We start from the raw sequence: 21,851 nt of genomic DNA, 5'->3' as shown, positions 1-21,851 counted from the left end.
GGATCAGCAGTTAGGCAATGCAGCCGACGCGACGGCCGGCGGCGGCGAAGATGTCGAGGATTTGCCCGACCTGTTCGTCCGAATGTTCCGCACAGAGCGAACAACGCAGCAGATAGGTGCCCGCCGGCGTCGCCGGGGGGCGCGCCAGGTTCACATAGACCCCGCCTTCCAGCAGCGCCTGCCACAGCGCCACAGCCTTTTCCTGGTCGGGCAGCATCACGGCGATGATCGCCGATTGTGCCGTCTCGGTCGCGATCGTGTAGCCAAGGTCGCGCAGCCCCTGGTGGAGGCGGCGGGAATTCTTCCACAGATGCGCGCGCTTGTCGCCCGCATGCATCAGCTTGCGGATCGATGCCGCGGCGGTTGCGACCACGGACGGCGGTAGCGACGCGGTGAAGACATAAGGGCGGCAGACGAGGCGCAGCACCTCAAAATCGGGATGGTTGGAGACGCAGAAGCCCCCGACCGTGCCGACCGATTTGGAAAAAGTGCCGACGACGAAATCGATATCGTCCTCGACACCCATCTCTTCATAGACGCCACGCCCGTTGGGACCGAAAAAGCCCATGCCATGGGCCTCGTCGCACAGGATCATCGCGCCATGCTTCTTGGCGACGGCCACCATCTCCGGCAGCGGCGCGACATCGCCGAACATCGAATAGACGCCCTCGAGTATCACCAGCTTGCCCGCTTCCTTGGGCAGGCGGCCTAGCCGCTTGTCGAGATCCTCCACGCTATTGTGGCGGAAGCGGACGATCTCAGCATTGCCCAGCCAGCACCCGTCGTAGATCGAGGCGTGGCTGTCGGCATCGAGGATGATGTAATCGCCCTTGCCGGCCAGCGTTGAGATGATGCCCAGATTTGCCTGGTAACCGGTCGAGAACACGATCGCGTGCTCGGTGCCGTAAAAGTCCTTGAGCGCGTCCTCGCACTCTTTGTGACCCTGATAGGTGCCGTTGAGCACGCGGCTGCCGGTCGTGCCTGCGCCGAATTCATCCAGCGCCTTCTTGCCCGCCGCGACCACGTCGGGATCAAACGTCATGCCCATATAATTATAGGTGCCGAGCAGGATGGTGTCCTTGCCCTGGATCACCGCGAGCGTCGGCGATTTGACCTCGGTCATCACGATCGAAAACGGATCCCGTACGCCGGTGGCGAGCAGGGCTTCGCGCTCGTTGATGAGTGGCTTGAACTTGCTGAGCAGATCATGCGCGCCGGCCGGATTCGGCAGATCGGCCAGGCTCACGTCCTCGGGGGTATCGATCGCGTCGGTCATCAATTGGGCTTCTTCAACGTTGCGATCGTATCGACCAGCTGGCCGATCGTATCGATGTCGGCCTGCATGTTCATCGTGATGAGGATATCGAATTCATCCTCGACGGCGGCGACGAAGTCCATCACCGTCAGGCTGTCCCATTCCAGGTCGCCGGCAAAGGTCGTGTTCGCGCTCAGCGCAACGCCTTTCTTGTTGAAAGGCTCGATCTGTTCGGCAACGCGTTCGAAAATTTCGTCGTGATCGTTCATGGTCCGCCTTTACGGAAGGTTGCGCAGCCTTGCCAAGCGATTGCGGCATGAAGGCGGCGTTTCTAAAGCCAACCCTCGGCGCGATACCATGAAGCAGTGGCCTTCAGGCCGTCTTCGGTTGGGATGCGCGCGTGCCATAGCTCGGCCGGGGGGTGTGCGTGCGGCGCGGCGGTCCAGTCGGGATGGCAATAATAGGCCATGCGGTCGCTCGTCAGCTGGGCATTTTTGCCGCGCACCAGACGGTCGACCCGCACCCCGATCGGCAACAGCGCCTTCGGAATTGAAATCGGGAGCACCGCTTTCCCGACCGCGCGTCCGATCGCACGCGCCATCTCGACCGTCGACCAACCGCCGCTGCGGCCGTCGTCGGGCTCATAGGTCCGGCAGAAGCTCATTTCGTTCGGAAGGCAGGCAAGGATAAGATCGCACAGATCGCGAACGTGGATCAGCGAGAGCCGCCCGTTGCCCGGTGGCAGGGGAAGCAGCCGCCGCTTGGCGAAGCGGAATAATTCCAGCATCACGTGGTCCCGCGGCCCATATATGGCGGGGGGGCGAATGATCGTCCAGTTGCGGCCAGCCGCGATGACCGGCTCCTCCGATTCATATTTGGAGCGCCCATAGGCGGAAAGCTGCGGCTCACGCGCGGCCAGGGACGAGATATGGATGAACCGCGTAATGCTGGCGCCTGCTGCCGCCGTCAGCATCGCCTCCGTCCCCATCACGTTGCCGGCATGAAAGGCTTCGGGCGTACCGTTGATCACACCGGCGATATGGACGACCGCGTCGCAGTCCTTGCACAAACGCGCCAGGCTTTGCGGCTGATCGAGCGATCCGTCGATCCAGGTCAGCCCCACCTGGGGCGGTTGCGGCCGGCGCGTGAGCGCGCGCACCTGATGTCCCGCCGCCAAAGCCTGTTCGATCAGATGCGAGCCGACGAAGCCGGTTCCGCCCGTGACGGCGATCCGCATCAGAGCAACACCAGATGATCGCGATGCACCAGCGCCGCGCGCGGGGCATAGCCCAGCAGCGCGGCATGCGCGTCGCGGCGGTGGCCAACGATGCGCGCGGCGTCCACGGCATCATATTCGCTGAGCCCGCGCGCCACTTTCAGCCCCGCCGGATCGGTAATCTCGATGACATCGCCGCGCGAGAAGCGGCCATCTACCGCCACGGCGCCTGCGGCAAGCAGGCTCGAACCCTGGCGCAGCGCGGCGACCGCACCCGCATCGACCGTGACCTTGCCGTGCGCGGTCAGGCGACCGGCCAGCCAGGCTTTGCGGGCCGGGGCGCCGCCACGACTGACGAACACGGTGCCGCGACCCGTCTCCGTGAATGCCGCCAGGGGGTGCGCCGTCTTGCCCGAAATGATCGCGAGATGCGCGCCACCAGCTTGTGCGATCCGTGCCGCTTCCAACTTGGATATCATTCCGCCTGACCCCATTCCCGAAACGGATCCGGCATCGGCCATCTGCCGGATATTGGCATCGATCTCGGTTACTTCCGGGATCAACGTCGCGGTGGGATCACGACCGGGATTGGCGGTGTAGAGCCCGTCGACGTCGGAAAGCAGGATCACGCCCCCCGCACCCGCCGCCTGGGCGATGCGCGCGGCCAAGCGGTCATTGTCGCCGAACCGTATCTCTTCGGTTGCGACCGAATCATTCTCGTTGATCACCGGTATGACGCCCAGTGACAGCAGCCGATCGAGCGTCGCAGCGGCATTCAGATAGCGCCGCCGATCTTCCAGGTCGCCCAGCGTGACGAGCATCTGGGCGGCCGTAAGGCCCTGGCTGCCGAGCAATTCCGCCCAGGCATGGCTGAGCCCGATCTGGCCGGTGGCTGCGGCGGCCTGCGCATCTTCCAACGTGGCGCGGCCGCCCTTGGGAAGGCCCAGGCGGCGCGCGCCCAATGCGATTGCTCCCGAAGAGACGATGGCGATCTGCTGGCCGGCGCGGGATCGATCCGCGATATCGGCGACGATGCCGGCTAGCCATTCGCGGCGGATCGTACCGGCCGGATCGACGAGCAGCGACGAGCCGATCTTGACGATCAGCCTCTGGCAGGCGCCTGGCGCGAACCGGCCTGCGCCTAGATGGGCGACCATTCTTCGGGTTCCTCGGCCTTTGGCGTGATGGGGCCCAGCTCCGCGACGATGCGATCCAGTGCGGCCTCGACACCCTCGCCACTCGCGCCGGACAGCAGGATCGGCTGCTCTCCTGATGCCTTCGCCAATTTCTTGGCCAGCTTGGTTACATCCTTGGGATCGAGCGCATCGATCTTGTTGAGCGCCAGGATCTCCGGTTTGTCGACCAGGCCGGCGCCATAGGCATCCAGCTCACCGCGCACGACCCGCCAGGCATCGACCGGATCGTCGCCGGTCGCATCGACCAGATGCAACAATACGCGGCACCGCTCGATATGACCCAGGAACCGGTCGCCAATGCCGGCACCTTCGGCCGCACCCTCGATCAATCCCGGTATGTCGGCGATGACGAACTCCCGACCGAAGCGGCTGGCGACGCCCAATTGCGGGTGAATGGTGGTGAACGGATAAGCGCCAACCTTGGCGCCAGCGTTGCTGACCGCGTTGATGAAGGTCGACTTGCCCGCATTCGGCAAACCCACCAGCCCCGCATCCGCAAGCAGCTTCAGCCGCAACCAGACGTACATTTCTTCGCCCGGCCAGCCCGGGCCATGCTGACGCGGAGCACGATTGGTGGAGGTCTTGTAACTGGCGTTACCGCGCCCGCCGTCGCCGCCTTTCAAGAACACGATTCTCTGGCCAGCCTCCGTGAAGTCGGCCAGCACCTCTTCCTTGTCGTCGGACAGAATTTGCGTTCCGACCGGGACCTTGATCACAAGATCCTCACCACCGGCGCCGGTACGGTCGGTGCCCGCGCCGGGGCTGCCCCGCTGCGCCCGGAAATGCTGGGTATACCGGAAATCGATAAGGGTATTCAGGCCGGGCACCGCCTCAAAGATGATGTCCCCGCCTTTGCCGCCATTGCCGCCATTGGGACCACCATATTCAATATACTTCTCGCGCCGAAACGACACCGCGCCTGGCCCACCGCTTCCTGAGCGGACGAAGATCTTCGCTTGATCTAAAAAATGCATCGGTGCCGCATAGAACCAGAATGGCTTCAGGCGAAGAGCTTTGCGTGGTGAGACCGCGCGCGCCCCTCCGCAGGCGGGCGGATTGGTCGGATATGGCTCGCATCCGCAGGTCCGGAACGGCGCTCCGTTACGTCCTGCGGATACGACTCAGACAGTCACGGCCCTGCGGTCCGAAGACGGTCAGGCGGCCATCGCCTGGGCAGGCTGGCCGCAATCCCGCGCCAGCAACTGCATCTCGATCGGTCCCGTCCGCGCATGGCTGGTGGCCCAGCCCGTTGCACCGGTCGGCACAAAGCCTAGCTTGCGCAACACCTTGCCGGACGCGGGATTGTCGAGCGCGTGGCTTGACGTGAGGCGCGGCAGGCGCAGGCTTTCGTCGGCGAGCGCGACGACCGCGCGGCCCGCCTCGGTCGCATAGCCTTTGCCCCAATGGTCGCGCGCAAGCCAGTAGCCCAGGTTCGGAACATCGTCCTGGATGCCGATTACGCCGATCGGCTCGGGCCGGTCGCGCAGGCAGATGAGGAAGCGCGGCCGCCGGGGCTCTGGCGGACGGGCCAGAAACTCTTCGGCGTCATTCAGCCCATAAGGCCAGGGGACCCGTGACAGATTGCGGACGATACGTTCGTCGCACAGCGCGCGGGACAAAGCCGGCGCGTCTTCCGCCCAGCCCGGTCTCAACAGCAATCGTTCGGTGATCGCGAACATGAATCGTCTCCTTTGTTCGCCCTGCCGCGGAAGCATGACGCCACCGCGACACTGACATCAGGGAGACACGAAAAAGGGAGGCGGGGCGACCCGTCTCCCTGATGATCCAGCGTACCGGATCTTCGGGTCGCCCTGTGGACGACCCGTTTTCACGTTCGTCCGTTACTCGGCCGCTTCCGCGGTAATCACGCTTACGTACGAGCGGCTAAGTTTGCCCGTGTGGAAGGCGACGCGGCCTTCGACGAGCGCAAACAAGGTGTGATCCTTGCCCATGCCGACGCCGACGCCCGGATAGACCTTCGTGCCGCGCTGGCGGATGATGATGTTGCCGCCGATGACGGTTTCGCCACCGAACTTCTTGACGCCAAGGCGGCGGCCTGCCGAATCGCGGCCGTTGCGCGACGAGCCGCCTGCTTTCTTATGTGCCATTGCTCGTTAGCTCCTGATTACGCTTCGGCGGCCGCGGGGGCGGCTTCCGGAGCGTTCTTCTTGGCCGAGGACTTCTTCGCCGCGGCCTGGTTGTCGTCAGCCTTGTGATCGCCGATCGCGGTGATCTTCAGGACCGTGTGATACTGGCGGTGCCCGTTGCGGCGCCGATAATTGTGGCGGCGGCGCTTCTTGAACACGATGATCTTGTCACCGCGGCCCTGAGCCAGGATCTCGGCCGAGACCGTCAGGCCTTCGACCGAACGGAGTTCCGAGCCTTCGCCCGCCAGCAGAACGTCGCCCAGCGTGATGGCCGCACCTGCGTCTCCATCCAGCTTTTCGACGACAATCTTATCTCCGGCGGCGACGCGATACTGCTTGCCGCCAGTGCGCACGATAGCGAACATGGCTCTCTCTTACTTTTAAATTCCGGATCGAAGGCCGTCCCGAAGGGGCCCGCGAAAGCGCGCCAGCTATGCGCTTTGGCGGTAGCTGTCAAGGTTAACGCGCAGGATTTGGCTTATCTGGCGTTCTGCTCCAGGAACTTGCGGAAGCACCCGGTCTGCCCGTTGGAGCCAATCGGGGAACAACTGTCGGGCAGGCCCTCTCGGCTGATATATTCCAATACCTTGGCGGTGCCCGCCCAGCTGCCGTCCCGTGCCGCATTATATTGGCGCCCACGGAATTGCTTGGGAATGCGGTAACGCTCGCTTTCCGGCTGGCGCGCGCAGACCACCACCTCATCAGCGGTGCTGCGTGGGCAAGGATCATCGCCGAAGATCACGAGCGTGGCGATTCGTTCGGTCGTGCTGCCCGCTGGCGCCGCATTCGGCTTGGCCGCCGTTACGGCAGGAGCGGCGGCAAGCGCCAGCAAGGAGAGGAAAAGCGCGCGCATCATGCGTATTCCATCAACTGCAGCTGATGAGCGCGCCGTGAACGACTCACTTGGGGAGAGGCGATTCGGCGATCGCAGCGGCGTCCTGCTTCTTTTCGGCACGTGCCGCGCGCATCTGCTGGCCCCAGCAGCCTGTCCAGCCTCCGGCACCGGTGTTGGTACAGCTTCCCGTACCCGCAGCGCCGACATTGGAAACCGATGCCGCCCGCTGCGACCAGGGCTGGTCCTTGGGCGCCAGCAGGCCCGAACGCAGGGATTGCGGAATGCGATAGCGCTCGCTTTCCGGCGCGCGCACGCAGATCGTGCCCTCCGGGCAGGGGTCGCTGCCGTAGACTACCAGGGCGCGGTCATTCTGCTGCGCGAATGCCGGTGCTCCCACCATCGTCGCGAGGATCGCAGCCCCAGGGAGCAACATGTGCTTGATCATGGCCAATCTCCTCAAGTCTCAACTCGAACGCGCGAGGCGCCCTATCATATCCGTTCGGATAAGCGGATTGCCGCGCGGCAGCCCATCCTGATCGCCGCCGACAGCAGGGGATAGCCCGGCGCGCGCTCCGCTCCCGCCGCAAGCGCTGTCTCACGATGCTCCACTTCTTCCGCCTGAAATTCGGCGATGATCGCGCCAAGCTCCGGATCGTCATCGCCCAATTGGGCGAGCTGCGCGCCATAATGGAGATCGATCTCCGTCTCGACCGCGGCGGTGCAGGCCATGGCCGCCTCTGGCCCGATCAGCGCGGTCGCCGCGCCAAGTGCGAAGCCGGCGACGTTCCAGAACGGCTCCAGCAAGGTCGGCCGCACGCGGCGTTCCACCATCAGCGCGTCAAGCCGTGCGCGGTGGCGCTCCTCCTGCGCCGCCATATGGGTGATAGCGCGCGCGGTCGGATGACGCGCACCCATCACGGCCAGCTGACCGGCATAGATGCGGGTCGCGCCGAATTCCCCGGCTTGATCCACCCGCACCATGGCGGCGCGTTCCTTCGCGCTGCTCATGCCGCCCTCGGCCTGACCGATGCGAGCACAAGGACGGCAAGGCCGCCCGCGATCGAGAACAGGGCATTCCATCCCGCCAGGCTGACGCGGAAGAGCGTCCACTGGGGGACGTCACACCGGATCAGCGGCTGCGCGAGGATCGACTTCAGCAGATCCGCGCCCTTGCCATGGGCAAAGCCGGTGCAGTGTTCCGGCCCCTTCCACCAGCCATATTCCGCGCCGGCATGGTACACGCCCAGCCCACCGCTCGTCAGGATCAGCAGCCCAGCCAAGACGGTGAGCGGAAGGCTCAGCGCCGTCCGTCGCAGCAGGATGGCCAGCAGGGCCGCTACGATCGCCGCATAATGCGGCCAGCGCTGCCACATGCACATCTCGCACGGGCTTAGCCCGCCAATATATTGGGATCCAAGTGCGCCGGCCATCAGCGCAAGCGGGACCAGCAGCGCCAGCATCCGGGCGGGCGATAGCATCAGCGTTTGCCCTTCGCTTTTGGCGCAGCGGAGGCTGCGCTGTTCATCGCCAGCTGCGCCGTCGGACCGGCGAGGCGGGCGATCGTCTTGATCGCGTAGTCGAGCTGGAAATCGTCCACTCCGGCCTTCTTCAGGCTCTCCGGGGTCGCCGTGAAGCGCGGATCGGGCGTGGTGTCGCTTTCCAGCACGCTATTGTCGACCTTGGCCTGGTTGAGCAGGTGGCGGCGCAGGTCGGCCTCGCGCAGCCGCGGGCGGGCCTTGTAGTCGGGGTCGGAAAGCTGCGGGACGATGATGTCGGGCTCGACGCCACCTTCCTGCACCGATCGTCCGGACGGCGTATAATAGCGTGCGGTCGTGAGCCGCAGCGCCGTGTCGTCGCTCAGCGGCAGCAGCGTCTGTACCGATCCCTTGCCGAAGCTGCGTTCGCCCATCACGATGGCGCGGCGCTGGTCCTGCAAGGCCGCCGCCACGATCTCCGCCGCCGATGCCGATCCGGCATCCACAAGGACCACGATCGGCAGGCCGTGGGTCAGATCGCCGCGCACCTTCGACTCGGCGAAATAGCGTTCGATATCGCCCTTCTCGCGCCCGCGCTGCGAGACGATTTCCCCGTGATCGAGGAATACGTCGGACACCTCGATCGCCTGGTCGAGCAGCCCGCCCGGATTATTGCGCAGATCGATCACATAACCCAGCGGATGGCCGCCCGTCTGCCGTTCGATGTCCGCAATCGCCTTTTCGACGCCCGGACCGGTCGGCTTGGAGAAGCCGTTGATATTGATGATGCCGACGCCGTTCTTGACCTCGGCCTTGACCAGCTTGATCTCGATGATCTCGCGCGTCAGCGTAACATCGAACGGCTTGTCACGGCCCGGGCGGACGATCGTCAGCTTGACCTTGGTGCCCGGCGTACCGCGCATCTTGTCGACCGAGGCGTCGAGCGAATCGCCATAGATCAGATTGCCGTCGAGATTGGTGATATAGTCGCCCGGCTTGATCCCGGCGCGATAGGCGGGCGTATCTTCGCTCGCCGCGACGACCTTCACCGCGCCTTCGTCCATCTGCACGGTCAGGCCCAGCCCACCGTAATTGCCCTCGGTGGTCGAGCGCATATTCTTGTAATCATGCGCATCCATATAGGAACTGTGGGGATCGAGGCTGGAGAGCATGCCGTCGATCGCGCCTTTGATCAGCGCCTTGTCGTCGACCTTGTCGACATAATCGGCCTTCACCCGCTCGAACACGGCCATGAACTGGTCGAGTTCCTTGTAATCGTCGGCATCGCTTGCCGCAGGCGCGGCGACCAGGGAGGACAAGACGAGGGCCGCGGCCACGAAGCCGCCGCCGCGGATCAGGATCTTACGCATCGTGACAGGAATCTTTCATCGGTTACCGCCGCTGTAGACGCTTAGCGCCGCACGTGAAACCGGATTGCAACAGCCTGTCTGTATAAGAGCTTGCCGGCATCACTGTAATAACATGCCCGCGACATCCACCGGCCGACCGGCATGGTGCAGTTCGATCGTGAGGCGCGGCGTCGTTCGCGCCATATGGCCCAACGGTTTGCCCATCTCGACCAGATCGCCGCCGCTGGCCGTCACCAGCTCCAGCCCTGCCAGCAGCGTCGTCCAGCCATGCCCGTGGTCCAGGATCACGATATCGCCATAGCCCCGGAACGGCCCGGCATAAGCGATGCGCCCCCGCGCCGGCGCGGAAACGATCGCCCCGGGCTTCGTTTCGAGGGTCAGGCCGCGCGCGCGCACGCCGACATCGGACTGCTCCCCCATGCCCACCAGGACAGTGCCCGCGGCGGGCAGGCGATAGGCGCCGGAGGGGCGGACGGCGCCAGCGGTGAAGGTGGGGCCGGGCAGGGCCTTCAATCGCGCGACCACGGCGGCATTCTGCACAGGCGTGGCGCGAAAGCGGCTGTCCAGCAACGCCGCAAGCGTCTGTTCCGTCTCGGCCCGCACCGCAGCTGTCTTCAGCATGGCACCGCGCAACGCCGCGGTGCGACGCCGGATTTCCGGCGCGAGCGCGGCAATAAGCGCGCGCGTGCGCACCATTTCGTCGATCGTCTCCGGCTTTGCGAGCGCCAATGCCGGTGGGCGAAGCGCCAATCTTTGTGCGGTCGCCAGGAGGGCCGCGAGCGGCGCCTGCTGCGCCGCCAATTGCGCTTCCTGGGCCTGCACCGCCCGATCGAGCTGACCCAGCCGCGCTTCCAGCGAGGCCTGCGACAGCGGCGCGGCCGCGAGGGCAAGCGCAACCAGCATCATCCCTCGCGATGATAAGGATGGCCTGCCAGGATGCTGCTGGCCCGCCATAATTGTTCCGCCAGCATGGCACGGGCCATCATATGCGGCCAGGTCATCGTGCCGAAGCTTATCAGCAGGTCGGCTTCGGCGCGGGCAACATCGTCGAACCCGTCGGCCGCGCCGATCAGGAACCGCGTTTCGCGTATGCCGTCATCGCGCCAGCGGCCGAGCTGATCGGCGAACGCGGTGGAGCTCAGGTTTTTGCCCTTTTCATCCAGCAGGACAATTTTGGCGCCGCCGGGAAGGGGCGGGGTCTTGCCGCCGCGATCCGGCAGCTCGGTCACCTTGGTCGGCCAGGCGACGCGTACCAGGTAGCGATCAACCAGTTCCGCCTCGGCGCTGCGGCCGATGCGGCCGCGCGCAACGATGTGCAGCAGCACTTAGTTTGCGACGGCCTCGGGGCGCGGCGCCTCTCCGAACGACCACATGCGTTCCAGATTGTAGAAGCTGCGGACTTCCGGGCGGAACAGGTGAACGATGACATCGCCGGCGTCGATCAGGACCCAGTCGGCGGTCGGCATGCCCTCAACCCGGGGCGACCGGCCCGTCAGGCCCTTGATCTTCTCGACCAGCTTGGCGGCCATCGAACTGACCTGGCGGCTGGAGCGGCCGGATGCCACGACCATATGATCGGCGATCGACGATTTCCCGGCGAGCGGGATCGACACCGTCTCAACCGCCTGATCGTCGTCGAGCGAGGCGAGGACCAACTGGTGGAGCGCCTCGATACTGTCGGACGGATCGGTCGGGTTGCTTGCCGCGGGATCGGCAGCAGGACGCGGAACGTTAGCGGGCAAAGAACCTCCTACGAAAGCGGACGGCGCGACACGCGGTCGCGCAGGCCATGGGTTTTGATGGACGAAGACCAGTCGGGACGAAGGGCGCGCAGCAGCGTCGCTGAAGATGGATCGGGGCGGAAGCGCAGCAGCACGAGCGCCGGCGGACTCCAAATCGTCCAGTTTTTCAAATGGCTTGAACGCCGGACGTAACGTCTGAGCCAGCCCATTGCCGGAGCGTTTTGGGCAAGTGCATCATACCCCGGACGGGCGATCACCGCAATCGGCATCGTACGCGCGATGATTCGCCAATCGCGCCACAGGTGAAACTGGGCGAGATTGTCCGCGCCCATCAGCCAGATGAACCGGCGATGTGGATATCGCCGCACCAGCTTGCGCAGCGTGTCGGCGGTGTAGCGCGTGCCGAGTTCCGCCTCGATCGCCGTCGGCACGATCCGGGTCCCCCGCGCCATGCGGTTGGCCGAGGCAAGGCGGGCTGCCATCGGCGCCATGTCGCGCTTGCCCTCCTTCAGCGGATTGCCGGGCGACACCAGCCACCACAATTCGTCCAGCCCCAGCGCCTCGATCGCCTGCAGGCTGATCCGGCGATGCCCGGAATGGGCAGGATTGAACGACCCGCCGAGGAGGCCGGTAGGGATCATTCTGGGAATGTCTTAACCACTTCAATTGGGCCAACAATCGCGGCGTTCAAGGCCGTCAATTCTTCGGCGGGAATCCAATATTCGCGGTGCGAACGTCCACCAGCGTCCTGGACCTCGTACCGCGCGATAAATTCATCGCGAACTTCGAATCGGGTCACGAAGCCCGATCCGTGCGCGGGCACGTTCCAGTCGCGTGCGATCTTTATCGCATACTCCTCCGTCGTCACCGGATAGAATATCGGCTGCTCGGGAAGACGCGGTGGAAAGGCTGTCATTCCACTTGCTTCGATAAGCGCCAGTTCGGCGGGTCCAACCGGGCGCCAGAGCGTGACCGTCCGCATCAAGCGCGCGTCTGTCCAGAGCCCCTGACCAGCCATTTATAGGTGGTCAGCCCCTCAAGCGCGACCGGGCCGCGGGCATGGAGGCGGCCGGTAGCGATACCGATCTCCGCACCCAGACCGAATTCGCCGCCATCGGCGAATTGGGTGGAGGCGTTCCAGGCGACGATGGCGCTGTCGACCTCGTTAAGGAAGCGCTCGGCCGTCACCGCATCGTCGGTGACGATCGCGTCGGTGTGATGCGATCCGTGAGCTGCGATATGCGCCATCGCACCGTCCACTCCGTCGACCAACGTCGCGGACAGGATCGCATCCAGATATTCCGTGTCCCAATCCTCGGCCGTCGCTGCGACAGCGCGCGGCTCGATCGCGCGGATTTCGTCGGTCCCGCGCAACTCGCAGCCGGAGTCGGCAATCGTGCTTAGGATCGGCGCCGGATCGGCAAAGGCACGATCGATCAGCAAAGTCTCGGTCGCGCCGCAAATGCCGGTACGGCGCATCTTGGCGTTGAGCGCGATCGTGCGCGCCATTTCGGGGTCTGCCGCCTTGTCGATATAGAGGTGCACGATCCCGTCGAGGTGGGCGAGCACCGGCACCTTGGCTTCGGCTTGGACGCGCGCAACCAGGCTCTTGCCGCCGCGCGGGATGATGATGTCGATCAAGCCCGCCGCCGTGAGCATGGCCCCCACCGCGGCACGGTCGGACACCGGCACCAGCTGGATCGCGTCCTCGGGAAGGCCGGCGACGGCCAGCCCCTGCTGAAGCGCGGCGTGAATGGCATGATTGCTGCCACGCGCTTCGGAGCCGCCGCGCAGGATCGCGGCATTGCCTGCCATCATCGCCAATCCGCCGGCATCGGCCGTCACGTTCGGGCGGCTCTCATAGATGATGCCGACGACGCCCAGCGGCACCCGCACGCGGGTCAGCAGCAGCCCGTTCGGACGCGCGGCGCGGTCGATTTCCTGCCCGACCGGATCCGTCAGCCCTGCGACGGCCTCCAGCCCGGCGGCAATGGCTTCGATCCGCTCGGGCGTGAGCTTCAGCCGGTCGAGCATGGCGCCCGAGAGGCCATTGACGGCGCCACGCGCCATATCCTCGCCATTGGCCGCGAGGATCGTCGCTTCCTCGGCGCGCATCGCCTGCGCCGCGGCCCGCAATGCGGCGGCCTTGGTCGCTGTTGGCGCCAGCGCCAGCACCGTGGCTGCGGCGCGCGCGCGGCGGCCCATCTCGGCAATCAGCTCGGTCGGATTGATCGTTACAGCCTCGGTCATCGTGTGATCTTATCAGAAAACCGTCCCGGGTCGAGCAACGGGCTCTCGACGTTCGTCGCCGGCTGAGCAACAACGCTGTTCATGAGCGAGGCGGGGGATAGCATGGGCTCGGCGGCGACCGGCGCTTTGTGGGCGCACACGATCGAACAGGAAGCGCATGGCGCTGCGGCGGGTCATGGCGATCGCGTGCCGTGCGCCAATTGCGGTACGGAGCCGATAGGGCCGTTCTGCCATGCCTGCGGCCAAAGCGGCCATGTCCACCGCAACGCGGCTGCTCTGGCGCACGACATTGCGCACGGCGTATTTCATTTCGAAGGTAAGTTGTGGAACACCTTACCCCTGCTCGTCTGGCATCCCGGCCGCCTGACGCGACGCTATGTGGATGGCGAGCGCGTGAAGTTCGTCTCGCCGATGGCCTTATTTCTCTTCTCCGTATTTTTGATGTTTGCCGTCTTATCCAACATCTCCGCGCATCGCGCGCCAGGTGCGCATGCGCAGGATGAGGTCGCAAACGCTGCGCAAAAGAAATTGGACAAGGCACGTCGCGAGCTCGCCGTGCTCGAAACGGCCAAGGCCGTCGTCCCGGACGCGGAGGCGAACCAAGATTTCGACAAGGGGATTCGCGCGAAGACGGAGGAGATAAAGGCCTTGTCCGTCGCCGCGCGAGGAAGCTCGCTCATTGAATTGAGCAAGGATGTCGATCCCAAGGCGGTTCGCCTCGATACCGGCTGGGCCTGGTTGGACAGCAGCGTCGAGCATATGTCGGGTAATCCGGAGCTGACGCTCTACAAGATGAAGACCTATGGCTATAAATATAGCTGGGCGCTGATCCCGATATCGCTCCCCTTCATCTGGTTGCTGTTCGCGTTCCGCCGCGATGTCGGCCTCTACGATCACGCGATTTTCTCGATCTACTCGCTCAGCTTTATGTCGCTGGGTGTGATCGTTCTGAGCCTGTTCGGATGGGCGGGCCTGCCGTCGGCGATCATCGCACTGTTGGCGATGCTGGTGCCACCGGTCCACATGTATCGCCAGCTAAAAGGCACCTATGCGCTGGGCCGGTTCGGGGCGGGCTGGCGCACCCTCGCTTTATTGATTGTCATTTCGATCACCGCGTCGCTGTTCATCGCCTTCTTATTCTATATGGGAACCGGATGATGGCCCGCGCACCGTTTGGGGCTGATGTGCCAGCCCAGGATGATCTGATCGGTTTCGGGGGCGACCGGCGGTTCGAGCTGCTGGTCGACGCGGTGACCGATTATGCCATCTATCTGCTCGACGTGAACGGTCACGTCGCCAGCTGGAACCGTGGCGCACACCGCTTCAAAGGCTATACCGCCGAGGAGATTATCGGCCGGCATTTCAGCCTGTTCTATACGCCCGAGGATCGCGCCTCCGGCCTGCCGGAACGGGCGTTGCGGACGGCGGCGGAAGACGGGAAGTTCGAACAGGAAGGCTGGCGCCTGCGCAAGGACGGCACCCGCTTTCGCGCGAGCGTGCTGATCGATCCGATCCATGACGAAGCGGGCGCCTTGATCGGCTTCGCCAAAGTCACGCGCGATCTGACGGAGCGGTGGAAGGCGCAGCAGGAGATGCAGGCGGCCCGCGAGGCGTTGGCCCAATCGCAGAAGATGGAGGCGATCGGCCGTCTCACGGGCGGCGTGGCGCATGATTTCAATAATCTGCTGACGGTGATCCGCGCATCCGCCGATCTGCTGGCGCGCCCCGACCTCAGCGAGGAAAAGCGGGATCGTTACCTGCGGGCGATCTCCGAAACGGCCGAGCGCGCCGCGCATCTGACCGGCCAATTGCTCGCCTTTGCACGGCGGCAGCCGCTCCGGCCCGAGCAGTTCGACGTCGCCGCGCGTCTGCGCGGCATGGGTCAGCTGATCCAGACGACGCTCGGCTCAACCGTCTCGGTCCATTACGAGATCGATGATCATGTCGGCGCGGTCGAGGCCGATCCGAACCAGTTCGAGACCGCCATCCTGAACATCGCGATCAACGCACGCGACGCGATGCCGGCGGGCGGCATGCTGCGGATCGGAGTGAAACGGGTCGATGGCGTGCCGGCATTACGCCGTCACGCGGCGGTGACGGGCCCGTTCGTGGGGGTGTGGATCGAGGATAACGGCACCGGCATCGATGACGCCACGCTGCTGCGGATCTTCGAACCGTTCTTCACCACCAAGGACATCAATAAGGGAACGGGGCTGGGGCTCAGCCAGGTCTATGGCTTTGCCAAGCAGTCGGGCGGCGATGTCGCGGTCGACAGCGCCGTCGGCCGGGGCACGCGCTTCACGCTGTATCTGCCGCGTTTGCACAGCTTCTATGAGGCGCTCGTCGAGCCGCCGGCAGAGGCGGAGCCGGCGACCGTGCAGCGTTGTGTCCTGCTGGTGGAGGATAATGAGGCGGTCGGCGGCTTCGCCCGCAATCTCCTGGAAGAGCTCGGCCAAAAGGTCACCTGGGCCACCGGCGGCGAACAGGCATTGCGCATCCTGGAAGAAAGCCGGCCGGCCTTCGACCTCGTCTTTTCGGACGTCGTGATGCCGGGCATGAACGGCATCGACCTGGCCCGCGAAGTCCGCCGCCGCTGGCCCGATTTGCCGGTTGTGCTCACCAGCGGCTACAGCCACGTCCTGGCCGAAGAAGGCAGCCACGGCTTCGACCTGCTGCAAAAGCCGTATACGGTGGATGGGCTATTGGGGGTGATCCGCGGGAAGCTAGCTAGCCCGACCGATTAAGATTGCGGGGGCGGACCGATACCTTATCCATTATGCGACACCGTGAAGTCCGTTGGACGCTCGAGGTCGTTTGAAACCGTCCTTCTTTCCGTGCCCACGTCTGAAGTGGCACTCTTAGCGGTCAAATATAAGGGAGAGGTAGTGATTGATTTCCTCTCGCGTTTCCTCGTCAGTTGACGGAGACGCCGCTGCTTTCTCGAACGCGGCTACGTAAGCTTCGCGCTCGGGGCCATCGGCTGTTCCATTGATGAGGCGGTTCAACATCCATGCGGTTAGGGGCGTTGGACGACGATTAATCGAACGCAATAAAGCCGCCTCGTATCCATGATGGTGGAACTTCTCCGAGAAATGAACAAGTGGCCCGGGACTGCCAAAGTCAAGATCTGGATTTAATTCAATAAAATGAAGTATCGCTTCTACTCCATCTAATTCCACACCCCTGGTCGACCAGATTTCACATAATTCGTCAAGCTTGTAGCGAAAATTGTCGTCTTTCGGTATTCTATTTATTTCATCAAATAGATCGGCCATGTCAATCAAATCCTAAACTCTTGGCGTGATCAATCGCCATCTGATGTATTTTGTCAATCGAGTTTTGAGGTGCCACTTCTAAATCGCGCAAGATTTTAACATTCGACTCGATGTTCTCAAGAGGTGTCTGATTTCGCGCGTCTAAGGCTGACTGCGCTTTGTTAACTTGGACATGCGCATCATGCTCCAGAGCAATCACGGGATTATTCTTGGACGCGTCGCTAGAATGGCGGCTAATTGCTAAGCCGTTTTCATTCAGATTGGCATGTTGCCAAACCTCATGGCCCTCGAGTTTATCACCGATGACTGAGCGGTCTTTGAAATCTTGGTAAGTTGTAACTTCATTCTGCTTTATTGGGTTCTCAATAGGTTTTGCGGGCCGGCGTGAGATTCGGATGCCCCCGCCGTTCATTCCCAAGCCCGTCGGGGTGACTTCGTAATTTCGTGCGAACCAGCTTCCTCCCTTGCTGCCGGCCCATCCACCAGCAAGACCGCCGCCAAACGCTAGAAGCTTCTGCCCATCTGACCCCTCTCCAAACAGCTTGCCGCCAACATAGTTCATCGACGTTCCACCAACGATCCCGCCAATCAATCCCAACGCTGCGGCTTCGGGGCCAAACAGAATTACGGCGCTAGCTACGCCGACGACCAGCATCGTTGTGTGCACGAATTCCGGGACTTCGGGCGATATCTCATCCGTCGTAATCGTGTCGCCGCCAATGAAGACGTTGGGCGAGCCGCTGGCGATGACAGCATCGCATCCGGCGCGGTCGCCTTTTCTCGCTGCTGGTAGGCCGTTAATGAAAACGCTGGAGCTGCCTTGCGCGATCGGTGGATGCGCTGGATGTCGGCGGCAATCGACAAAATCAACGTGTGCGCGAGCGGCAGGCTGCCCATTGATGAAGACATTACTTGAACAGGTAGGGGCGATCTCTCCTTCGATGATTTTTGCCCAAGACAGGCTACCGAGCGTTTCTCCCAAAGCTGCAACGCCCACCGTTGATCCGGCGATAATGGCGCCACCGATCAGAACGGGCACCGTAACGGGCGCGAAAACCACGGCGACGGTTGCTACGGCGCCGCCTATGATCGCGCCGGCAATCAGCCCGGTAAGCGCCCGAGTGTGCTCGATTGGGTCGTGCAGGCGGGCGGCGGCTTCAGCCATCAGTCGGCGCGTCCGTCGCCGTCCGCGCCGCGAAACTGCAGCGTTGCCAGAAGGTCGCTAAACCCGGCCACGTGACGGGGGCGGGCTTCGCTGGTGGCGGTAGCGGCAAGCTGGTGAAGGAGGCGTCCCGTCGGTCCCTCATGGATCACCGCGGCTTGGCGCTGAAACAATCGCTGTCCCGCCTGCGTCCATTCGAACTGTAATATCACGGCATCTTCGCCGCCAACCTTGTCGGGGCGGCGCGACGTGAGCGTGAAATCTTCAAGTACGCGACCAAGATCAGCGATGATGCGATCCAGCATTTCATCCAATGTTTCGTCTTCAATAGCTGTTTTGGATACGACCACGCTGAAAGGGCTTGGGCCTTCCGGTTCGACTGTAAAAAGGTGGTGGGTCCGATCCAGCAGCCATTCGGGACGCTCGAAGCTTAGCTCATTGGTTTGGTGCCGCATCGTATCGCAATCCTTTGGCTGCAAATTCCGGTACAGCCTCGCAGAAAATGCGCCCCAGCCAAGATGGTAGCAATGCTGTCAGCCCTACTTGAACCATTTCGGATGAGGTGGTCAGAGAATTAAGCCGCTCCCATCCGGCTGTTAATAGCCTTTGCGGTGCATAGAGGCACATGACTATCCGGAATGGGCAACGCCCGAGGCTGCAAACCCCGGGCGCTGTCGTCTTCATTCGTTCGGTATCTGCCAGCGGAAGCGATCGGTGCGGCGGGCGGTTACCGCCTTGCCGTCCGCGTCGAGCGCGGGCGTGAAGTGGGCGCGGCGGGCGTAGAGGCGGCAGGTCGTGTCATCCAGCATCTGGCTGCCGCTCGATTGCGTCACCGCGCAGGATTGCACCTTGCCGTCGGCGCCGATGGTGGCGGCGATCACCACCGTGCCGCTGATGCCCTGGCGCAGCGCGGCGCTGGGATAATCTTCTGTCGTGATCCAGCGCAGGCGGTCAGCACCCGGCACGGCGCCGCGGCTGAGGTTCGGCTTGGGCGGGTCCACCGGCAGGGCAACAGGGCCGCTGGTCGGGCCGGCGCCCAGGTCGACCGTGCTCACCGTCTGGACGATCGTCTCCTGCGGTCGCACCACCTCCTCATTGCGCACCGGCGGAAGGGTGGTTGGTTGCGGAGTGCGCGTCGTCTTCTGAACGGGGATATCGTGCGGGGGCGGTGGCGGCGGGTCTTCCGGCAATATTTCGCCAACCGTTACAATCGGGATCTCCCGAATTACTTTCATCGCCAGGCCTGTCACAAGTGCATAGGCGATGGCGACATGGACGCCGATGACGGCGGCGATGGATGCTGGGCTGCTCCTCTTGGTCTGATCCGTATAGGACATGGCGCATTCCTCTCACGCGGGAGCACCGTGGCGGATTACAGTGTCCGTCTTGCGGCACTCACCAAGTAAGAAGCTCTGCCTGCGGCACGAACTTGTCAACTATGATTATGGGGCGACTTCAACCCAGCGGGAAGCGTCAGGAAAGCGACGCCGCCCGCCGCAATGGCGAGCGCCGCGCCGATCAAGGCGGCCGCGTGAAAGGCCGCGATCAGGCCCGTGCCGGATTGCGCGATCACGGCGCCGGCCAGCGCCGTCGCGATCAAGCCGCCCGTTCGGGCGATCGCGCTATTGAAGCCCGACGCCGTTCCCGTGTGCGCGTCATCGACGGAGGAAAGCACCGCCGTGGTCAACGGCGCCACCGCTCCGGCAAGGCCCAGCGCCAGCACGGCCATGCCGGGCAGGACGCTGGTCCAATAACTTGCCTGCGGCTCCACCCGGATCAGCAGCGCAAAGCCAATGCCGGCAACGATCGGCCCGATCGTCAAGGGAAGCCGTGGGCCAACGCGTTCGGCAATCCGCCCCATCAGCCGGGATCCGAAGCCGATCCCGATCGAGAAGGGCAATAGCGCCGCGCCGGCTTGCAGCGGGGAGTAACCGCCGCCGACGATCAGGACATAAGGGAGGAGCAGTATCAGGCCGCCCAGCGCCGCATACAGCAGGAAGGTCAGCACGGTGAGCCCGCCAAAGGCGCGCGAGCCGAACAAGTGGAGCGGCATCATTGCCCGGTCGCCGCGCCGATGCTCGTTCCACAGGAACAGCGCCATTGCGCCTATGCCGGCGGCGATGCCGATCCAGACCCCCGTCGAGAGCGCGTGCTGGCTCGACCATAAGGTCAGCGCCCAGGTCAGCGCGAACAGGGCCGCCGTCGCAAGGCCGGCGCCCGCCCAATCCAGCGGCTGCCTGCCTTCGCCGCTCTCCCGTACCGCCAGCAGCGCGATGCCGATCGCGGCGGCCGCGACCGGTATGTTGAGCAGGAAGATCGGGCGCCACCCGATCGTGCCGACCAGCCATCCGCCAAGCGCCGGGCCAACGGCGCCGGCGATGGCGCCCACGGCTGCCCAGGTGCCGATCGCGCGGCCTTTGGCTTCGCCGGTGAAGGCATTGCCCAGAATGGCCAGGCTGTTGGGCAGCAGGATGGCCGCGCCGATCCCCTGCACCGCGCGTGCCGCGAGCAGCAAGCTGAGGTCCCGAGCCAGCGCGCAACCGACCGACGCGAGCGTGAAGAGCGTGATGCCGGCCACCAGCAGCCGGCGCCGCCCGAAATGATCCCCCGCCGCACCGCCCATGAGCAGCAGGGCGGAGAGGGGCAGCATATAGGCGTTGATCGTCCATTGCAGGCCGGCCGCGTCGCCGCCCAGGCTGTGGCCGATCGCGGGCAGGGCGACATTGACCACCGAGCCGTCGATGAAGGCGAGGCTGGACGCGAGGATCGTGGCCGCCAGCGTCCAGTTGGGATGCCGCAATGGCGGTGATCCGTGGCGACTATCCGCCGCTGTTGCCGCCATATGTCTTCCCTCCCACCGCCAAGCCGCGCTAGCATGCTCCATGCCCCTTTACAGCGCCACCTTGCCCGCCGCTGCCGATCTTTATGGAGACATCGAACCCGCGCCGAAGGTCCGGTGGGTCGATTACCTCCCCGGCTTGTTCGTGGCGGGACTGGCGTCGCTGGCGTCGGCCTATCTGGCGGAACATTATGGCGCGCCGCTGACGCTGATGGCGCTGCTCGTCGGGCTGGCCCTCAACTTCCTGAGCGCGGATGCACGCTTGCTGCCGGGCCTCGCTTTTGCGTCCCGCACCTTGCTGCGCATCGGCATCGTGCTGGTCGGTGCCCGCATCACGCTCGCGCAGGTGGCGGGACTTGGCTGGACCGCCTTGGCGGCGATCGTGGTCATCGTCGCGGCGACGATGGGCGCTGGCATGCTCCTGGCGCGGCGCATGGGCCATGGGGCCGCCTTCGGTGCGCTCGCGGGCGGCGCTGTCGCGATTTGCGGCGCGTCTGCCGCGATGGCGCTGGCGACGGTCCTTGGCGAGCGACGGATCAGTCAGGCGCAGCTGGCGCTCGTGCTGGTGGGCATTTCGGCAATGAGCGCAGTGGCGATGGTCGCCTATCCGATCCTGTGTCATCTGCTGGGCTTCGACGATCGGCAGGCGGGTTTCGTCCTTGGCGCCGCGATCCATGACGTCGCCCAGTCCCTGGGTGCCGGTTACGCCTTTTCTCCGGCAGCCGGAGAGAATGCGACGATCGTCAAGCTGACGCGCGTGGCTTTGCTCGCGCCCGCGCTTGCGATGACCGGCTATGTCTTCCCGCAACAAGGCGGGAAGGGTCCCAGTGCGTTCCGCATCCCCTGGTTCGTGGTCGGCTTCTTTCTGCTCGCCGCCCTGAATTCGACCGGCATCGTGCCCGCCTCCGTGGGGCGCGGCGCGACCAGCCTGGCGACCGCGCTACTGGTGTGCGCCGTCACCGCGACGGGCATCCGCTCCCCGATGCAGACCTTGCTGAAGAGCGGGCCGAAGCCGTTGCTGATCATCCTGGTCGCCAGCGCTCTGGCACTCGGGCTTGCCTGCGCCGTTGCGGCCACCCTCCTATAGGG

27 protein-coding genes are annotated in these 21,851 nt (G+C 64.3%); 3 read left to right on the top strand and 24 right to left on the bottom strand.

Going from position 1 to position 21,851, the window contains the following annotated elements:
• Window positions 1-10: 10 nt before the first annotated feature.
• The 19 genes from spt to ACSBM8_RS16160 form a co-directional block, all read right to left on the bottom strand.
• Complete coding sequence (spt, locus tag ACSBM8_RS16250; protein ID WP_442679035.1) at window positions 11-1,276, bottom strand: serine palmitoyltransferase; 1,266 nt, start codon at window positions 1,274-1,276, stop codon at window positions 11-13.
• The gene (locus ACSBM8_RS16245; RefSeq protein WP_442679034.1) at window positions 1,276-1,524 is read right to left on the bottom strand and encodes an acyl carrier protein; all 249 of its coding nucleotides are present in this window, start codon (window positions 1,522-1,524) and stop codon (window positions 1,276-1,278) included. Before ACSBM8_RS16245 ends, spt begins: the two co-directional genes overlap by 1 nt.
• A gap of 62 nt (window positions 1,525-1,586) precedes the next feature.
• Entirely contained in the window at window positions 1,587-2,492 is a 906-nt protein-coding gene (locus tag ACSBM8_RS16240) for an NAD-dependent epimerase/dehydratase family protein (RefSeq protein ID WP_442679033.1), read from the bottom strand.
• The gene (gene proB, locus ACSBM8_RS16235; protein ID WP_442679032.1) at window positions 2,492-3,628 is read right to left on the bottom strand and encodes a glutamate 5-kinase; all 1,137 of its coding nucleotides are present in this window, start codon (window positions 3,626-3,628) and stop codon (window positions 2,492-2,494) included. Before proB ends, ACSBM8_RS16240 begins: the two co-directional genes overlap by 1 nt.
• A complete protein-coding gene (gene obgE / locus ACSBM8_RS16230; RefSeq protein ID WP_442679031.1) occupies window positions 3,613-4,641 on the bottom strand; it encodes a GTPase ObgE in 1,029 nt (342 codons plus the stop codon). Before obgE ends, proB begins: the two co-directional genes overlap by 16 nt.
• A gap of 180 nt (window positions 4,642-4,821) precedes the next feature.
• Window positions 4,822-5,346 carry a GNAT family N-acetyltransferase gene (locus ACSBM8_RS16225; protein ID WP_442679030.1) on the bottom strand — a complete coding sequence of 175 codons (525 nt, stop codon included), beginning with the start codon at window positions 5,344-5,346 and terminating at the stop codon, window positions 4,822-4,824.
• A 162-nt stretch (window positions 5,347-5,508) separates the two neighbouring features.
• Window positions 5,509-5,775, bottom strand: a complete 267-nt coding sequence (gene rpmA, locus ACSBM8_RS16220) for a 50S ribosomal protein L27 (protein ID WP_442679029.1) — start codon at window positions 5,773-5,775, stop codon at window positions 5,509-5,511.
• A 17-nt stretch (window positions 5,776-5,792) separates the two neighbouring features.
• Window positions 5,793-6,179 carry a 50S ribosomal protein L21 gene (gene rplU / locus ACSBM8_RS16215; RefSeq protein WP_442679028.1) on the bottom strand — a complete coding sequence of 129 codons (387 nt, stop codon included), beginning with the start codon at window positions 6,177-6,179 and terminating at the stop codon, window positions 5,793-5,795.
• 113 nt (window positions 6,180-6,292) lie between these two features.
• Window positions 6,293-6,670, bottom strand: coding sequence for a hypothetical protein (locus ACSBM8_RS16210; RefSeq protein ID WP_442679027.1), 378 nt, complete (start codon window positions 6,668-6,670; stop codon window positions 6,293-6,295).
• 43 nt (window positions 6,671-6,713) lie between these two features.
• A complete protein-coding gene (locus ACSBM8_RS16205; RefSeq protein WP_442679026.1) occupies window positions 6,714-7,094 on the bottom strand; it encodes a hypothetical protein in 381 nt (126 codons plus the stop codon).
• A gap of 44 nt (window positions 7,095-7,138) precedes the next feature.
• The gene (locus tag ACSBM8_RS16200) at window positions 7,139-7,657 is read right to left on the bottom strand and encodes a demethoxyubiquinone hydroxylase family protein (RefSeq protein ID WP_442679025.1); all 519 of its coding nucleotides are present in this window, start codon (window positions 7,655-7,657) and stop codon (window positions 7,139-7,141) included.
• The gene (locus tag ACSBM8_RS16195) at window positions 7,654-8,127 is read right to left on the bottom strand and encodes a disulfide bond formation protein B (protein WP_442679024.1); all 474 of its coding nucleotides are present in this window, start codon (window positions 8,125-8,127) and stop codon (window positions 7,654-7,656) included. Before ACSBM8_RS16195 ends, ACSBM8_RS16200 begins: the two co-directional genes overlap by 4 nt.
• Complete coding sequence (locus tag ACSBM8_RS16190; protein WP_442679023.1) at window positions 8,127-9,494, bottom strand: S41 family peptidase; 1,368 nt, start codon at window positions 9,492-9,494, stop codon at window positions 8,127-8,129. Before ACSBM8_RS16190 ends, ACSBM8_RS16195 begins: the two co-directional genes overlap by 1 nt.
• Window positions 9,495-9,593: 99 nt before the next feature.
• A complete protein-coding gene (locus tag ACSBM8_RS16185; protein WP_442679022.1) occupies window positions 9,594-10,400 on the bottom strand; it encodes a murein hydrolase activator EnvC family protein in 807 nt (268 codons plus the stop codon).
• Window positions 10,397-10,819: a 23S rRNA (pseudouridine(1915)-N(3))-methyltransferase RlmH gene (locus ACSBM8_RS16180; RefSeq protein WP_442679021.1), complete on the bottom strand. Its 423-nt coding sequence runs from the start codon at window positions 10,817-10,819 to the stop codon at window positions 10,397-10,399. The genes ACSBM8_RS16185 and ACSBM8_RS16180 overlap by 4 nt, the downstream gene beginning before the upstream one ends.
• On the bottom strand, window positions 10,820-11,167 hold the full coding sequence (rsfS, locus tag ACSBM8_RS16175; RefSeq protein ID WP_420139788.1) for a ribosome silencing factor: 348 nt from the start codon (window positions 11,165-11,167) through the stop codon (window positions 10,820-10,822).
• A gap of 77 nt (window positions 11,168-11,244) precedes the next feature.
• Window positions 11,245-11,877, bottom strand: a complete 633-nt coding sequence (locus ACSBM8_RS16170) for a nicotinate-nucleotide adenylyltransferase (RefSeq protein ID WP_442679020.1) — start codon at window positions 11,875-11,877, stop codon at window positions 11,245-11,247.
• The gene (locus ACSBM8_RS16165) at window positions 11,874-12,218 is read right to left on the bottom strand and encodes a hypothetical protein (protein ID WP_442679019.1); all 345 of its coding nucleotides are present in this window, start codon (window positions 12,216-12,218) and stop codon (window positions 11,874-11,876) included. The genes ACSBM8_RS16170 and ACSBM8_RS16165 overlap by 4 nt, the downstream gene beginning before the upstream one ends.
• Window positions 12,218-13,486, bottom strand: coding sequence for a glutamate-5-semialdehyde dehydrogenase (locus ACSBM8_RS16160; RefSeq protein WP_442679018.1), 1,269 nt, complete (start codon window positions 13,484-13,486; stop codon window positions 12,218-12,220). Before ACSBM8_RS16160 ends, ACSBM8_RS16165 begins: the two co-directional genes overlap by 1 nt.
• Before the next feature lie 81 nt (window positions 13,487-13,567).
• On the opposite strand from ACSBM8_RS16160, the gene ACSBM8_RS16155 reads away from it, so the two are divergent.
• Together ACSBM8_RS16155 and ACSBM8_RS16150 are read left to right on the top strand one after the other, a co-directional pair.
• Window positions 13,568-14,644 (top strand): DUF3667 domain-containing protein, encoded by a 1,077-nt coding sequence (locus ACSBM8_RS16155; protein ID WP_442679017.1) that lies wholly within the window; start codon window positions 13,568-13,570, stop codon window positions 14,642-14,644.
• Between the two features lie 26 nt (window positions 14,645-14,670).
• Window positions 14,671-16,230, top strand: a complete 1,560-nt coding sequence (locus tag ACSBM8_RS16150; protein ID WP_442679016.1) for a PAS domain S-box protein — start codon at window positions 14,671-14,673, stop codon at window positions 16,228-16,230.
• A 114-nt stretch (window positions 16,231-16,344) separates the two neighbouring features.
• Here the strand turns inward: ACSBM8_RS16150 and ACSBM8_RS16145 are convergent, their stop codons facing one another.
• The 5 genes from ACSBM8_RS16145 to ACSBM8_RS16125 all read right to left on the bottom strand — a co-directional run bounded on the left by ACSBM8_RS16145 (window position 16,345) and on the right by ACSBM8_RS16125 (window position 20,765).
• Window positions 16,345-16,761: a hypothetical protein gene (locus ACSBM8_RS16145; RefSeq protein ID WP_442679015.1), complete on the bottom strand. Its 417-nt coding sequence runs from the start codon at window positions 16,759-16,761 to the stop codon at window positions 16,345-16,347.
• A 1-nt stretch (window position 16,762) separates the two neighbouring features.
• Window positions 16,763-17,926, bottom strand: coding sequence for a PAAR domain-containing protein (locus tag ACSBM8_RS16140; protein WP_442679014.1), 1,164 nt, complete (start codon window positions 17,924-17,926; stop codon window positions 16,763-16,765).
• Window positions 17,926-18,378 (bottom strand): DcrB-related protein, encoded by a 453-nt coding sequence (locus ACSBM8_RS16135; RefSeq protein ID WP_442679013.1) that lies wholly within the window; start codon window positions 18,376-18,378, stop codon window positions 17,926-17,928. Before ACSBM8_RS16135 ends, ACSBM8_RS16140 begins: the two co-directional genes overlap by 1 nt.
• A 225-nt stretch (window positions 18,379-18,603) precedes the next feature.
• Window positions 18,604-19,260, bottom strand: a complete 657-nt coding sequence (locus ACSBM8_RS16130) for an energy transducer TonB (RefSeq protein WP_442679012.1) — start codon at window positions 19,258-19,260, stop codon at window positions 18,604-18,606.
• A 95-nt stretch (window positions 19,261-19,355) separates the two neighbouring features.
• On the bottom strand, window positions 19,356-20,765 hold the full coding sequence (locus ACSBM8_RS16125; protein ID WP_442679011.1) for an MFS transporter: 1,410 nt from the start codon (window positions 20,763-20,765) through the stop codon (window positions 19,356-19,358).
• 40 nt (window positions 20,766-20,805) lie between these two features.
• Here ACSBM8_RS16125 and ACSBM8_RS16120 point away from each other — a divergent pair, with 40 nt between their 5' ends.
• The gene (locus ACSBM8_RS16120) at window positions 20,806-21,849 is read left to right on the top strand and encodes a YeiH family protein (protein ID WP_442679010.1); all 1,044 of its coding nucleotides are present in this window, start codon (window positions 20,806-20,808) and stop codon (window positions 21,847-21,849) included.
• The last annotated feature ends 2 nt before the right edge of the window (window positions 21,850-21,851 follow it).

The organism is Sphingomonas sp. ASY06-1R, assembly GCF_052180265.1.
Classification (GTDB): domain Bacteria; phylum Pseudomonadota; class Alphaproteobacteria; order Sphingomonadales; family Sphingomonadaceae; genus Sphingomonas_I.
This window is presented reverse-complemented; position numbering and strand designations above follow the sequence as displayed.